At 61.8% G+C, this 13,379-nt stretch carries 13 protein-coding genes; 6 read left to right on the forward strand and 7 right to left on the reverse strand.

The genetic code is table 11. The features are described 5' to 3' along the window. Positions 1-107 precede the first annotated feature (107 nt). A complete protein-coding gene (gene gap / locus K8B33_RS03795) occupies positions 108-1,109 on the forward strand; it encodes a type I glyceraldehyde-3-phosphate dehydrogenase (protein ID WP_223423483.1) in 1,002 nt (333 codons plus the stop codon). Between the two features lie 30 nt (positions 1,110-1,139). On the opposite strand, the gene K8B33_RS03800 is transcribed toward gap, so the two are convergent. The 3 genes from K8B33_RS03800 to K8B33_RS03810 all read right to left on the reverse strand — a co-directional run bounded on the left by K8B33_RS03800 (position 1,140) and on the right by K8B33_RS03810 (position 3,035). After that, the gene (locus K8B33_RS03800) at positions 1,140-1,658 is read right to left on the reverse strand and encodes a cytidylyltransferase family protein (RefSeq protein WP_223423486.1); all 519 of its coding nucleotides are present in this window, start codon (positions 1,656-1,658) and stop codon (positions 1,140-1,142) included. A gap of 113 nt (positions 1,659-1,771) precedes the next feature. Beyond that, entirely contained in the window at positions 1,772-2,548 is a 777-nt protein-coding gene (locus K8B33_RS03805) for a 2OG-Fe(II) oxygenase (protein ID WP_223423488.1), read from the reverse strand. Positions 2,549-2,558: 10 nt separating this feature from the next. After that, positions 2,559-3,035 carry a type III secretion system chaperone family protein gene (locus tag K8B33_RS03810; RefSeq protein WP_223423490.1) on the reverse strand — a complete coding sequence of 159 codons (477 nt, stop codon included), beginning with the start codon at positions 3,033-3,035 and terminating at the stop codon, positions 2,559-2,561. 167 nt (positions 3,036-3,202) lie between these two features. Between K8B33_RS03810 and K8B33_RS03815 the strand changes: the two genes are divergently transcribed. Next, positions 3,203-3,898 (forward strand): hypothetical protein, encoded by a 696-nt coding sequence (locus tag K8B33_RS03815; protein WP_223423492.1) that lies wholly within the window; start codon positions 3,203-3,205, stop codon positions 3,896-3,898. Positions 3,899-3,919: 21 nt separating this feature from the next. Here the strand turns inward: K8B33_RS03815 and K8B33_RS03820 are convergent, their stop codons facing one another. Then, positions 3,920-5,530: a choline dehydrogenase gene (locus tag K8B33_RS03820; protein WP_223423494.1), complete on the reverse strand. Its 1,611-nt coding sequence runs from the start codon at positions 5,528-5,530 to the stop codon at positions 3,920-3,922. Between the two features lie 177 nt (positions 5,531-5,707). Here K8B33_RS03820 and K8B33_RS03825 point away from each other — a divergent pair, with 177 nt between their 5' ends. The 3 genes from K8B33_RS03825 to K8B33_RS03835 are packed head-to-tail and all read left to right on the forward strand — an operon-like array spanning position 5,708 to position 8,165. Next, positions 5,708-6,553: a DUF1853 family protein gene (locus K8B33_RS03825; protein WP_223423497.1), complete on the forward strand. Its 846-nt coding sequence runs from the start codon at positions 5,708-5,710 to the stop codon at positions 6,551-6,553. Between the two features lie 47 nt (positions 6,554-6,600). Further along, positions 6,601-7,644 (forward strand): DUF2804 domain-containing protein, encoded by a 1,044-nt coding sequence (locus K8B33_RS03830; protein WP_223423499.1) that lies wholly within the window; start codon positions 6,601-6,603, stop codon positions 7,642-7,644. Then, positions 7,638-8,165, forward strand: coding sequence for a DUF4282 domain-containing protein (locus K8B33_RS03835; protein ID WP_223423502.1), 528 nt, complete (start codon positions 7,638-7,640; stop codon positions 8,163-8,165). Before K8B33_RS03830 ends, K8B33_RS03835 begins: the two co-directional genes overlap by 7 nt. Positions 8,166-8,187: 22 nt before the next feature. On the opposite strand, the gene K8B33_RS03840 is transcribed toward K8B33_RS03835, so the two are convergent. Further along, positions 8,188-10,329 (reverse strand): acetyl-CoA hydrolase/transferase C-terminal domain-containing protein, encoded by a 2,142-nt coding sequence (locus K8B33_RS03840; protein WP_223423505.1) that lies wholly within the window; start codon positions 10,327-10,329, stop codon positions 8,188-8,190. A 154-nt stretch (positions 10,330-10,483) separates the two neighbouring features. Between K8B33_RS03840 and K8B33_RS03845 the strand changes: the two genes are divergently transcribed. Next, a complete protein-coding gene (locus tag K8B33_RS03845) occupies positions 10,484-11,824 on the forward strand; it encodes a dicarboxylate/amino acid:cation symporter (RefSeq protein ID WP_223423507.1) in 1,341 nt (446 codons plus the stop codon). 70 nt (positions 11,825-11,894) lie between these two features. On the opposite strand, the gene K8B33_RS03850 is transcribed toward K8B33_RS03845, so the two are convergent. Beyond that, complete coding sequence (locus tag K8B33_RS03850) at positions 11,895-12,281, reverse strand: SCP2 sterol-binding domain-containing protein (protein WP_223423510.1); 387 nt, start codon at positions 12,279-12,281, stop codon at positions 11,895-11,897. Between the two features lie 185 nt (positions 12,282-12,466). Then, positions 12,467-13,351 carry a tetratricopeptide repeat protein gene (locus tag K8B33_RS03855; protein ID WP_223423512.1) on the reverse strand — a complete coding sequence of 295 codons (885 nt, stop codon included), beginning with the start codon at positions 13,349-13,351 and terminating at the stop codon, positions 12,467-12,469. Between the last annotated feature and the right edge of the window lie 28 nt (positions 13,352-13,379).

Below are 13,379 nucleotides of genomic sequence, written 5' to 3' on the forward strand. Positions count from 1 at the left end.
TTCCCCAGACATCATCATCAACGTTGATGCCAGAGATGTAAAACGACTTGATGCAAAATGCGGTAACGTGTCGCACTATGGAGGAAACAGTTTAACAGGAGTATGCCATGTTGCGGATAGCCATTAACGGCTTCGGACGCATCGGTCGCTGTCTGGTGCGGGCGATTCATGAGCGCGGATTGGCGGACCAACTGGTACTGGTTGCCATCAATGATCCGGTACCGGTGGAGATGCTGGCGCATCTGTTGCGCCACGACACCACACACGGCCCCTTTACGACACCGGTGACACAGGATGGCGACGCATTGATTGTGGGGGGGCAGCGTATCGCCTGTTCCGGGCATACCGATCCCGCCGCCCTGCCCTGGCGAGCGCTCGATGTGGATCTGGTACTCGAATGCTCCGGCCGCCTCAAATCGGCGGCCAAACTCGCGGCTCATCGGGAAGCGGGCGCCGCGCGCGTACTGGCCAGCTACCCCGTAAGCGGGGCCGACATGACCATCGTCTATGGTGTAAATCATGATGCGCTTGGTGCGGATCACACACTGATTTCGAACGCCAGCTGCACCACCAACTGTCTGGCCCCGGTGGTGCGTGTGCTGGATGATCACTTCGGCATCGTCAGCGGGCAAATGACCACTATCCATGCCTACACCAACGACCAGAACCTGATCGACAAGGCCCATGGTGATATGTACCGCGCTCGCGCGGCAGCGGTCAACATGATCCCCACACGCACGGGTGCGGCAGAGGCCGTCAGCCTGGTGCTGCCCCATCTCAAGGGCCGGCTCGACGGCATGGCCGTGCGCGTGCCGATCCTGAACGTTTCAATGGTCGATCTGCATTGTGTGCTGAAGAAAAAAGCATCCCGCGAAGAGATCAATGCGGCGATGACCGATGCCGCCAACGGCGACCTTGCCGGCGTGCTTGCGGTTAACAATGATCCGCTGGTATCCGGCGACTTCAACCACAACCCTTTCTCCAGCATCGTCGACCTGACACAGACCCGAGTGCTGGGCGAACAGATCAAGGTGATCAGCTGGTACGACAACGAATGGGGCTTCAGCCAACGCATGCTGGATGTGGCGCTGCATCTCGACAGTCTGTAGAGACGCAGCGCACCCTGCGGCAAACCCGGTTCAGAAAAACGGACTGTAGCCGTCTTCTTCGCCTGCAACACGCGCCTCGCGGTGACGTTCGCCCATGACCCGGCGCACGCGCCGTTCCTGGTTGCTGTCGTCCGTGTCCACCATCACCAGATATTCGCCACGGGCCACGTCGGGCAAGAATTTCTGCAAATGGTGATTGCGCCGGGAGATGCCGACCAGGCCGCCAAACCAGGCACCCAGACAAAGAAAGAAAGCCGTTGATGCAATCACCGTCACGCTACCCAGCATGATACCGAAGGGTTGCCAGCCAACCAGAATCAACCCGATCAGCAGCCCGGCAATCAGGCCACCCACCGCACCGATAAAACCGCTGTGCATGATATCGGTTTCTTCCCACGGCGTGGTGGTATGAACACTGGCGGCCTCAAGCACGGTGTTGTTCTTGCCCATCACATGCATGCGATTGTGGCCAATGCCCGCCTCTTCCAGATCATGATGGATACCCAGCACGCTGGACAGTGATTTGGTCATGTAATAGAAACGTTTCATATCACACCCTCCTCTGATCATCATGGATCAGTATGCCGCCAACAGGGGGTGAATAGCGGGCTCACCGCTAGACCGCTTCGCTATATCAGGTTTTTTTTGATAACCACCGGTTATTAACCCGTAACAGGCGGATCAGTCCGCTCAGCCGTTGTCATGTTGCGGCGGAACCAGCAGGCGATACTGAGGCGGTCACTGAAAGCAGGCAGTACTTCATGGGGAATCTGCTCGCTGAGGAAGCACACCAGGGTGCCGGAGACCGGCGCCACATCAAACGCCGGGCGGCGCGCACGGGGCGAGGGCCACAGGCGCAGACACCCCCCATCGGCAGGCACCCAGCCGGGGTTCAGGTACAGGACCATGGAGACAATCCGCGCATTGTTGCCCTGGAAAGCATCCAGGTGTCGCCGGTAAAAAGCGCCCGGGTGATAAATGGCGAAGTGTGCCTCAAGGTCAAACAATCCGAGAAACAGCGCGCGGTTGATACCCTGACGCAGCTGCTCGAGGTCGGCATGCAATGCCTGCTGGGCCGGCGAGTCACCGGTCAGCCAACAGGTGCGGTCGCGCCGCACGCTGGCATCCTGTTGCCGCTGATCCTCACGACCGATGGCGGCAAGGGCGAACTCATGACGCCGATCACGGCGAATCGCTTCACGCCGCAGTGCACCGGCCAGCCTCGGCGGCAAATAATCCGGCACCACCGCGTAACCGTTGCGCACCAGACCGGCAATGATCTGCTCGGACGGGCTGAGGTCCGCCATCATTGATGCCGGGCTGATCAGCGGCGCGGTTGTCGCCACGGGCGCTGACAACTGCGCCGATTGGGGGGAGACCTCCGGCAAGGCGTGAGCGCTGGCGCCTGTCAATATCGCCGGAATTGGCAGGTCGCTCACTGATGGCGCCTCAATGCAGCGCGCCTCGCGGCGGCAGGTCATTGGCGTCCTGCTCTTCTGGCCACATCAGGCACCCGGTCTGCTGGCAGTCGTCCAGCAATTGCAGGCACGCGTCGACGCAGGCCTGCACAAAGTAGACAAACTGCTCATAGCTGACACCATTGCGGGTCAGCAGCATGTCGCAGGCCACCAGACGCGGCAGGCTGTCATCGTTCACATCCAGGAACAGTTTCAACACCGGGAAGCTCATGTTCAGGCGGGTCAGATCGGCCTGCACCAGGAACAGGCTGGAGGGACGCACTTCCAGCTCCGTGCTCAGCAAAATACCCTCCTGCTCGACAAACAGACGCGCATCCACCACCCCGTCCCGCTCTTGCAGGCTGGTCAGGTGCAGACCGTGGCACTGATCGCAGATATAGAACTCGATGCCTGCCTGGTGCAGCCAGCGCTCCAGCTGCTCGACATCGGGCGTGATAAGGGGATGCATGACAACCTCCGCTTGTCCGGGTTGCGCATGATCGGAGATTCAGCGCCAGAAAGGAAGCACTGACCAAAAGTACCCCCGGCCGGGCCAGCGGGATCATTGGCAGGGTATCGCAGGGAGCACCAGAATGGGGCGCTTGCACCCTTATAACTCGAACAAGGAATGTCCGCATGTCCGCACCGCGTTCCAAACCCCTGATTGCTTTCCCCTCCAGCGACCACCTGCACCGCCACACCGACGGCTTCATCCAGCGCATGGCCAGCGCCCAGGCACGGCCGGAGCCGGAAACACTGGAAACCATCATGGAGGCATTCATTGACGAGTCGCTGGCGGTATTCTTCCTGGAACCCGCCCGGCTGATCGGTCTGAGCCCCGGCATGCAGCGCGTGATCCGGGTGGCCACCGATACCATCGGCAAGGCCGGTGCCATGGTCATCAAGCGCGCCTCGCGCAAGCTCGATCTGGCCCAGCACCGGGAGACGGCGGCTTATATGGAAGAGATGCGCATCATGGTGCCCGACAAGGACGGCAACGAGGTCTGGTACGTAGCGTTCCCGGTGGAGGAATCCCTGGCGCAGCAACTGGCGCAGTCCTGCGCCCTCGCCGAAGCAGGTGAGCACAACAAAGCCGTGGCCACGCTGGCCGAGGCGCTGCACACCCTCACCGATGTGGCGCTGTACTGGTACTTCGAAAAGCCCGTGTCGTTACTGGGCTTCGGGCCCGTCATGCGCAAGATGGCGGCCGTGGCGCTGACCACCTCACGCAAGGCCACTCATGGCGTCATCCGCAAGGTGTTCGTGGACATGGACGCCGAGCAGCTGCTCATGAGCGCCCGCTACATGAACAGCATGGTGTTGCGCCCCTGATGTGTAGTTTGGGGTGCCATGTCAGACGCCCGACTCACCCCGCAGTACGGCAGCCATTCTCTCCGCCACCATGATGGTCGGTGCGTTGGTGTTGCCGCCGGGAAGCTGCGGGAACACTGAGGCGTCGATCACGCGCAACCCCTTGAGCCCGTGCACACGGCACTGATTGTCCACCACCGCCTGTTCGTCCGTCGCCGCGCCCATGCGGCAGGTGCCCACCGGGTGATAGATCGTTTCGCCATGGCGACGAATGCTGTCCGCAATGTCCTCATCACTCCGCACCCTCGGCCCCGGCATATGCTCTTCGCCGCGAAACGGATTGAACGCCGGTTGCCGAAACAGCGTGCGGCAGATCTTCACCGCTTCCACCATCACCTTGATGTCATCCGGGTGGCTCAGATAGCGCGGCTGGATACGCGGCGGAGCAAACGGGTCGGCGGACCAGAGCCCGATTTCCCCGCGGCTTTTCGGCCGCAGTTGGCAGGCATGCAACATATAGCCATGGCCCGGCCCCTGCTCACGGGCATGGTCCAGCATGAAGGCCGGAATAAAGTGCAATTGAATATCCGGCTCCTCCCCCGCCAGTGGCGTGCGCAGGAACGCACCGGCCTCCAGGCCATTGGTGGTGCCCAGACCCGTGTGGGTGCGCATGTACTGCAGCAGCGTGGCCATCTTTTTCAGGAACCGGGTCTGTTCGAACAGCGTCACCGGTTGTGTGCAATGGTGTTGCACAGTCACATCCAGATGATCCTGCAGATTCTTGCCGACGCCGGGCAGCGCGTGCTGCACGGCAATATCATGCTCCGCCAGCGCTGCCGGATCACCGATGCCGGAGAGCATCAACACCTGGGGTGACTGCACGGCCCCGGCACACAGCAGTACCTCACGGGCGCTGAACTGGCGCAGGCGGCGCCCCACTTTCGCTTCCGCGCCGGTGACCCGATCACCGTCCAGCAGCAACCGGGTGACATGGGCGCCGGTGAGGATCGTCAGGTTAGGGCGCTTGCGCACCGGCACCGGCAGAAAACAGCGCCCGGTGCTCTGGCGAACGCCGTCACGAATGGTGACCTGATACCAGCCCACGCCTTCCTGTTGCGCGCCGTTGAAATCCTCCGTCTCCGGAAAGCCAGCCTGCCGCCCTGCTTCCAGAAAAACGTCGAACAGCGCCATGCCAGAGGTGGGTGGCGACACACCCAGCTCGCCGTCCCGGCCATGCCAGGTGCTCTCACGTCCGGTTTCCGGGCCCGCATAGCCTTCGGATTTGCGGAACCAGGGCAGCACCGTCTCGTAATCCCAGCCCTCACAGCCGGGCAGCGCGGCCCAGCGGTCGTAGTCATTGCGGTGGCCGCGAATGTAGATCATGCCGTTCATGGCGCTGGAGCCGCCCAGCACCTTGCCGCGCGGCCAGTAAAGACGCCGGGACTGCATGTCCTGCTCCGGCGCCGTATCGAAATACCAGTTGGTCCAGCGCTGCTTGAGCAGCTCGCCGACACCGGCAGGCATATGAATAAAGGGGTTCCAGTCGCTGGGACCGGCCTCCAGCAGCAGTACGTTGCATTGCGGGTCGGCAGACAGGCGGTTGGCCAGCACAGCGCCCGCCGAACCCCCGCCGACGATCAGGTAATCGTGCATTTTTTGTCTCGCTTTTATGTGTAGCGCGCCAGATCAATCTAGCGGCTCTTGCGGTTGCTGCCCAGCCCCGGTGACACATGCACCACAAACGTTTACGGCGGCGGGCGATATGCCGGCAAATGCGGTGCCGGGCATGTACCCGGCGCGCACTTGACGTATGGTGAGGGGTAAACACTCATGCCGAACACTTTGCCCATGACGTCTTTTCCCCTGAACCCGGTGGCCTGGCTGCGCGCTCCGGCGCTGCTGCACGGTGTGGCGGATGCCGCTGAATTACTGGCGCCAACGCTACCGGCGCTGCCCCTGCGCACGGATCATGATGCGCGGCTTGGCCGGTTGTTCGAAAACCTGGTAGCCGATGCGGTGGCGGCCAGCCCCGCGTTGACCCTGGTCACGCGCAATCTGGTCATTCACGACGGCCAGCGCACCCTGGGCGAGCTGGACATGCTGGTCCACGACAGCCAACGGGATGTGCTGATGCACTGGGAAGTGACGCTGAAATTCTATTTCGGCATGGGGCCGGATAACTGGCCGGGCCCGGACCCACGGGATACCCTGGCGAAAAAGCATGCCCGCACCCTGCACCATCAGTTGCCGCTGCTGCACCACCCGGCCACCCGCGCCCTGCTCGCCGCACAAGGCTGGGCGGTGACCGAGCAGCGGCTATTCAGTCGGGGGATGCTTTGCTATACAGAAAGCTATGCAGAAAGCTATGCCGAGAGCTGTGCCGACAACACCTTCCCGTCAGCCCCCCCGGCCCAGGCCGCCCCTGGACATCTGCGTGGCCGATGGTGGGCGCTGGATCACCTGCCTCCGGCGGGTCAGTTTCTCCCCTTGCCGAAGTCGGCCTGGCTGAATGCGGCTCAGCTGTCAGACAATAGCGACAACTGGCTTGCTCGCCCGGCCATCATTGACTATGTTCTTCAACAGAACCGGCCGGTCATGGTGCTCTGGCGTCCACAACCGGAAGCGGCCTCCACACCGGGTTTCATTATTCCGCCTGGCCAGTCGCGCAGCGGCTGATCATTTGGCGCCTGCATGCCAGTTGGCATGCGCAACGGGGATCCACGATGTCAAACCACAACCCGCCGCCAGCGCAACTGGTCGCTGACAACGGCCAGGTGCCTTTCGGCTTTTTCAGCCATTCCGTCGCGGACATCAACGGTCGTGATTACGACTATCGCACCCCCATGGGACGGCCGGCGTCCCGCCTGGCGAAGCATTTTCATTACAAGCAATTCCAGTACTTCGGCGTCATCAGCGATACGCTGCTGGCGGGCTGCGCGCTGGCACATACAGGCTGGATCGGCATTGCCTTCTTCTATGTCTTCGAGCCCGCCACCGGCAAACTCAGGGAGCACACCTGGCGCTCGCCTCTGGGCCAGGCGCTGACCATGTCGTCATCGCCCGTGGGCGGGCAGAGTGTTTTCCAGCAAGGCAAGAACCGGCTGCAGATGGGCTATGCCGTGGAAGACGAGACGCGGGTGAAAACCCTGTCGGTGACATTGCCGGACCTGCAGCTGGATGTGCGCATGGCAGAAACACCGGCCTACCAACCCATGTCCCTGTGCACACGCACTGGCATCAACGGCTGGGTGTATGCAAACAAGGTAGCGGGCGTGCCGGTCACCGGCACGCTCCGGCAGGGTGCTGGTTCGGACGCTGTCGACCTTGCAGCTATCGGCGCCTGCGGCCACCATGACTTTTCTGCCGGCTACATGCGCCGCCAGACGTTCTGGAACTGGGCCTGCCTGAGTGGTCAGAGTGACGGACAGCACATCGGCCTGAACCTGTCCTGCGGTGTCAATGAAACCAGCTTCACCGAAAACTGCCTGTGGCTGGACGGTCAGCTGATCAAGGTGGATACCACCGCGTTCGAGTACGACCGGGACAACCTGCTGACGCCCTGGCGCATCCGCACTGGCGATGGTCAGGTTGATCTGCAGTTCGAACCACTGGGCAATCATCGGGAACGTATGAATCTGGGTGTCTTTGCCAGCAACTTCAATCAGCTTTTCGGTCGCTTCCAGGGTACCGTGACGCTGCAGGACGGACGCACTATCGCGATTCGCAACCTGTACGGTTTTGTCGAGGAGCAGTACGCAAAATGGTAGAAAAACGGGATTTTCAGGTAGAAAGCCTGCGCGACAAAGTACGTCTGGGCATCATCTGGGTGGTGCAGTACTGGCGCGAGCTGTTCAATTTTCGCTTCGACAAATACATGATCATTCAGGTAATCCCAGGTGTTTATGGCCTGGCATTGACGGCCATCGGCCTGGGGCTGATTTATCTGTCCGTGGAAGCTTTCTTCCAGTCCACCTGGCGCGGCGTGTTCTATTTTTTCTTTGCCGCACCGCTGACGTTTCTGGTGCTGGCATCAGTGCTGCGGGCGTTGCTGGAGTTCTACATGGTGGTATTCCGGATCTCCGAGCACGTGGATGATCTGGTGGGCATTCGCGACACCGTGGATCGGCTTTCCGGCATCAGCGATTCCGTCAATGAGGTTGCCGCATTGACGCGCCGCATTCCATTCTGGAAAGCCATGACCGGTACCCCGCGCGGCCGGGTCAAGGTGCCGGAGTCAGCCCGCCGTCATCCTCCTCCGGGCAAGTCCGGCAAGGACGACGAGAGCTGATTCACCGGTTGATTGAATCTGATCAAGTCGGGTCAAGCACCGTGGCAAGTGCTGCGGTGACCAGACGGCGCTGCAAGCGTTCCCGCAAGGTGCCGGTTTTCGCCAGCTGCATGCGCGTCAGATAAGGCAGGTAACGGCTGTCATCAATATCACCGCGAATCACTTCACGGCCCAGCTCCAGGTAGGATTTCTGTCCTGCCTTTTCCTTCAGCCAGCCCAGCGCGCTGAGCAGCACCTGCTCGGTGTCGTCAAAGTCTGAGCCCAGCGGAAAGCGCGGAAACGCCTTGTCCTGATCCAGCCGCGCGGCTTTTTCTGCCAGCTTCTCCGGTGTGTTGTAGCGGAACGGCTCGGGCACACGCCAGGAGGCGCTGATCTTGCCCGCGTTGACGGCCTGCTCCAGCAATTCATCCTGAAAGCGGCTGTCACTGATATTGAGCATGGCCGCTACCACGTCTGCATCATTCTTGCCGCGCAGGTCCGCAATACCGTACTCGGTGACGAAAATATCCCGCAGGTGTCGCGGAATGGTGTTGTGCCCGTAAGAGAACACGATATTCGAGGCCGCTTCGCCGCCACGCTCACGCCAGGCCCGCAGCATCAGGATACTGCGCGCGCCCTCAAGCTCGTGAGCCTGACAGACAAAGTTGTACTGCCCCCCCACGCCGGACAGCACACGGCCATCCTCCAGTTGGTCGGACACCGCCGCACCCAGCAGCGTCGCCTGGAACGCCGTATTGACGAAGCGCGCAGCGCCGCGCTGTTGCCGCTTGAGCGCTTCATCCCCGTATAACTGGTTGATGAAACTGATACGCGTCATGTTGATCGATGCCGCCAGCGCTGGCGGCAGTGTGCGCAGGCGCTCGTAGAACGCCGCGGGCCCCAGGAAGAAGCCACCGTGCATGATGATGCCGCCGCGCAATGGCCCACGAAGTTGCGGCGCCAAAGCGGCCCGTGTGTCCTCATCAAACAGATCGTTGGCCAGCGTCACCTTGCCCTGGATCAGTTGTTCTTTGTCCAGCCGCAGGTCATCCGGTAAAAACCCGAACCGTTGCAACCAGTGCAGATGCGCCTTGCTGAGGTGGCGCGCAATGATGCCGGCCTCACAGAGTGTATCCAGACTCGCGAGGCTGGCCTCCGGGCGCAGCGTCTTGTTGTTGATCAGCGCCTGCAGGGCTTCATCAGCAAACACCGGGCGACGGATCACGCCACCGTCCACCAGGGACATGAGCCCGTGGGTGAACATTTCACTGCACCCGTAAAGGCCGTCTTCGAAACGGTTCAGCCCGCCCTCACGCTCGATCAATCCGGCAAAGCGATCACAACCGAAGGCGCGGGTTTCCGATTGATAGAAGGCGTTATCGCGTTCGCGCAGCAGCGCATGATGCACCAGCGCATCGCCCAGGGCGCCAATGCCGATCTGCAGCAGGCCGCCGTCGCGGATCAGCGTGCTGGTGTGCAGCCCGACCAGATGATCCTGCCGGCTGACCGGCATGTTCGGCGTGCTGAACAGGCGCGTCTGCGCCGCCTCGTCGTCGATGATCATGTCGAACAGGGTTTCGTCCACCAGGGCATCGCCCCCCATGAACGGCAGATCATGGTGCACCTGCGCCAGGGCCAGAATGACCTCACCGGCAGCACGGCGTGCTTCCAGCAATGGCATCAGGTCCAGCGACACTTCCGGGTTACAGGCCAGGCTGAGCTGCCCGGGCGCCTGCTCGCTGACGGCCACCATCTGCGCAGCCACGTTGACACCGGCGGCGTTCAGGTCGCGGGCTACATGGGTATAGTTGCTGCTGATGTAGTGGCGTTGTGCGTTCTTGTTGCCCAGCTGACTGCCGGGCTGAAAGAAGAATTCCTGCACGGTCACGTTAGGCGGCAATGCACCGCGGCGCTGATCCAGCAGATAATCCAGTTCTTCGTAATCACCGAAAATGCGCTCTGCAAACGGTTTCAGAAAGCGCTTCTCCAGATCGCTCCCCGCCACCGGGCGGCCCAATGACAGTGCGGTGAAGATGTTCAAGCGCACGTTCTTGTCACGTACCGCACGTTGATAAAGTGCATTGACGAATCGATTCGGCTTGCCCAGCCCCAACGGCAACCCCAGACGGATGTCGCCACCGGTGCGTCGCACCACCTCGTCAACAGCCTGCTCCACGGATGTCATTCGTTGTCCTGCCCGCATCTGTCTCTCCCTGCCGCAACCATTTTCTGATTCCGACCATGCAACAGCTGTGCACGCCACGCAACATGGCCGATGCAAAATATGTTCTTATTGCGCTACCGTGTAACGTGCTTTCACAAAGAGTTGACCCACCACCATGACCGACTCCCGACAAATGCCCCGCCCACCGATCAGCCGCCGCCCCTCCATCGCTCGCCTGTCTGCACGGCTGACCGGTTTCGTGCGCGGCAAGCTCTGGGCGCAGGTGCTGGTGGCCATGGTACTGGGGACCGGCACCGGACTGATGCTCGGGCCCACCGGTAACCTGGTCAGTGGTGAGGCGGCACTGTTGATCGGCAACTGGCTGGCGTTGCCCGGCTATGTCTTTTTGTCACTGGTGCAGATGATCGTTATTCCGCTGGTCATCGCCTCCATCATTCTCGGCATGACCAGTTCGGACGACATGCAATCCCTGCGCAGTCTCGGGCTGCGCACCGGTCTGTTTTTTCTGCTCAGCACGCTTGCCGCCGTGACGATCGGGCTGGCCACGGTGCTGTTGATACGCCCCGGTCAATATCTCGGTGGCAGTAGCTTGCCGGAGGCCACCCCGGTCACCCAGGGCACTCAGCCCTCGCTGATGGACCTGCCCCATCAACTGGCCGGTATCATTCCCACCAATCCGCTGCAGGCCAGTGTCGAGCAGAACATGCTGCAGGTGGTGGTCTTTGCCATCCTCGCCGGTGTGGCACTGGCGACGCTGTCCCGGGACCAGCGTCGCCCACTGCTCGACCTGCTTGGTGCGGTGCAGGAACTCAGCATGGTGGTGGTGCGTTGGGCCATGTATCTGGTGCCGTTCGCGGTGTTCGGCCTGATGGCCCAGTTGACGACGCGCATGGGGGTCGACGCGCTGCTCGGGCTCGGCGTGTATGTGCTGACGGTGATCCTCGCGCTGTTGCTGATGCTGGTCCTGTATCTGGTGTTGTATCGCCTGCTGCGGGGGGCGCCGGTATTCACGTTCTTGCGCCACGCGCGGGATGTCATGCTGCTGGCGTTCTCCACCTCCAGTTCCGCTGCGGTCATGCCGCTAACCATTCAAACGGCGGAAACCCGCCTCGGGGTACGCCCGGAGGTCGCGCGCTTCGTCGTGCCACTGGGCACCACCATCAACATGGCGGGCACCGCGCTGTATCAGGTGGTGGCCACGGTGTTCCTGGCCCAGGTCTTCCAGGTGGATATCGGCCTGTCCGGCCTGATGCTGGTGGTGGTATTGGCAGTGGGTGCGTCGATCGGCTCGCCGGGCACTCCGGGCATCGGCATCATCATTCTGGCGATGCTGCTAGGCAGCGTGGGGATTCCGGCAGCGGGGATCGCCCTGATCATCGGCGTCGACCGGATTCTGGATATGTGCCGCACCACGCTCAATGTCACCGGCGATCTGGTGGCCAGTTGCATTATTGATGGCAGGGCATCAGCGCCAGAAACAGAAAAAGCCCCATAAGGGGCTTCTTCGGGGAATGACCGCCCGGCGCAAACGCCGGCACGTATTCCGTCAGGCTATGACGCCAGAATCAGGCAGTCACTTCCTGGATTTTCTTCATCAGCTCGACTTGCGCGCCGGTGGGCTGTGCAGTTTGCAGCGCCATCAGTTTGCTCATGTCGCCTTCAACGCGGATCTGGCCGCTCATGAAGCCCTGCATACCCGCAGACTGGTCGCCTTCGATGAAGATGCGCTTGGCCAGGTCAGCCGGCAGGATCATGGTGGTCGGTGCGTCGGCGTGGTGGCCTTGCTCCAGCATGCCGCCAACCAGCGCCATTTGCTTCTCGCCGTTGTCGGTGCCGATGGTGATGTTGATCACCAGATCAGCCAGTGCGGCCGGGGCTTCAATGTCACCGGCTGCAGCACGCAGCTCATCTACTTTGGCAAACCACTCGTCAGACAGAAATTCGCAGCTCATCGCTTTCTCCTTGGTGTTTGAGGGCGCTTCGACACCCGGCTTTTCAACCGGGTTTCCGAGCGCCCATTCAAACGCTCGTTCGAAACATTCCCGTACCATATAGAACCCCGGGGGCGGAGGCAATAGCCCCCGAGCCGGTCAAATTGACCCGTTCGCCGCCGGTGTCAGGCCCACATGCTGCGCGGCTAGTAAAGGTAGTTGAACATGCGCCGGCGGTACTCACTGGCCAGCGGGTCGCCCTTGGGCAGGCACTCGAAAATCTTCAGCAAACCCGCGCGGGCAATGCCGTCACGATAGCCCGGATGGTCCCGTAACAGCGTCAGCAACGCCTCAAGCCCCTCGCGAAATTGCCCCGCCGCCGCCGCTTGCAGACCGTAGGCATACAGATCCTCCGGTGTGGCCTCAGCGGCCAACCGGGCTGACAGGTCCTTCAGGCTGGTGGCGGTGCTGTCGCCAAGTTCGTCCAGCAGCGCGAAACGCGCACGGAACGGACGCAATACCTCCACGTCCTCCGCCGCTTCCGCCAGAGCCGATTCGGCATCACTGCGGCGACCTTCGCCGAGCAGGTATTCCACCAGCACAGCGCGCAGGGTGTGCAATTCCGGCTCCTGGGTCAGTGCCTGGCGCAGCGCCTGCTCCGCTTCTGCGCCATGCCCGGCCGCAATGGCTTCGCGGATGCGTTCGGCAAAGGCCTCCTGCTGGCTGTCCTCGTCCTGGGCGTCGCCCAGCACCGGGGCAAGCCACTCGCGCAGTGCCGCTTCGGTCTGCAGGCCGCTGAGTTCCGACACCAGACGCCCCTGAAACACCAGTTTCAGCGTCGGCAAGCTGCGTACGCCGAACTGGGCAGCAATGGCCTGTTGCTCGTCCGCATTCACTTTGGCCAGGATCAGGCCGCCGGCCTGCTCGGCCACCAGCCTGTCCAATACCGGCGCCATCTGCTGGCACGGCTGGCACCAGGGTGCCCAGAAATCAATGATGACCGGCACCTGCTGCGAGCGCTCCAGCAGCGCGGTCAGGTTCTGTTCGTTCACATCAAGCGTATACGTATTGCTCTGCTGTCCTGCTTGCACGGCATGGCCTCCTCTTGCGGTGCGCCGA

This window comes from Alcanivorax limicola (assembly GCF_019931215.1).
GTDB lineage: Bacteria > Pseudomonadota > Gammaproteobacteria > Pseudomonadales > Alcanivoracaceae > Isoalcanivorax > Isoalcanivorax limicola.

What these genes read in the sequence shown, in the direction of transcription:
- K8B33_RS03800 (WP_223423486.1), bottom strand. Translation starts at nt 1,658, where the DNA reads ATGAAACGTTTCTATTACATGACCAAATCACTGTCCAGCGTGCTGGGT.
- gap (WP_223423483.1), top strand. Translation starts at nt 108, where the DNA reads ATGTTGCGGATAGCCATTAACGGCTTCGGACGCATCGGTCGCTGTCTG.
- K8B33_RS03830 (WP_223423499.1), top strand. Translation starts at nt 6,601, where the DNA reads ATGTCAAACCACAACCCGCCGCCAGCGCAACTGGTCGCTGACAACGGC.
- K8B33_RS03815 (WP_223423492.1), top strand. Translation starts at nt 3,203, where the DNA reads ATGTCCGCACCGCGTTCCAAACCCCTGATTGCTTTCCCCTCCAGCGAC.
- K8B33_RS03820 (WP_223423494.1), bottom strand. Translation starts at nt 5,530, where the DNA reads ATGCACGATTACCTGATCGTCGGCGGGGGTTCGGCGGGCGCTGTGCTG.
- K8B33_RS03825 (WP_223423497.1), top strand. Translation starts at nt 5,708, where the DNA reads ATGCCGAACACTTTGCCCATGACGTCTTTTCCCCTGAACCCGGTGGCC.
- K8B33_RS03845 (WP_223423507.1), top strand. Translation starts at nt 10,484, where the DNA reads ATGACCGACTCCCGACAAATGCCCCGCCCACCGATCAGCCGCCGCCCC.
- K8B33_RS03850 (WP_223423510.1), bottom strand. Translation starts at nt 12,281, where the DNA reads ATGAGCTGCGAATTTCTGTCTGACGAGTGGTTTGCCAAAGTAGATGAG.
- K8B33_RS03835 (WP_223423502.1), top strand. Translation starts at nt 7,638, where the DNA reads ATGGTAGAAAAACGGGATTTTCAGGTAGAAAGCCTGCGCGACAAAGTA.
- K8B33_RS03840 (WP_223423505.1), bottom strand. Translation starts at nt 10,329, where the DNA reads ATGACATCCGTGGAGCAGGCTGTTGACGAGGTGGTGCGACGCACCGGT.
- K8B33_RS03810 (WP_223423490.1), bottom strand. Translation starts at nt 3,035, where the DNA reads ATGCATCCCCTTATCACGCCCGATGTCGAGCAGCTGGAGCGCTGGCTG.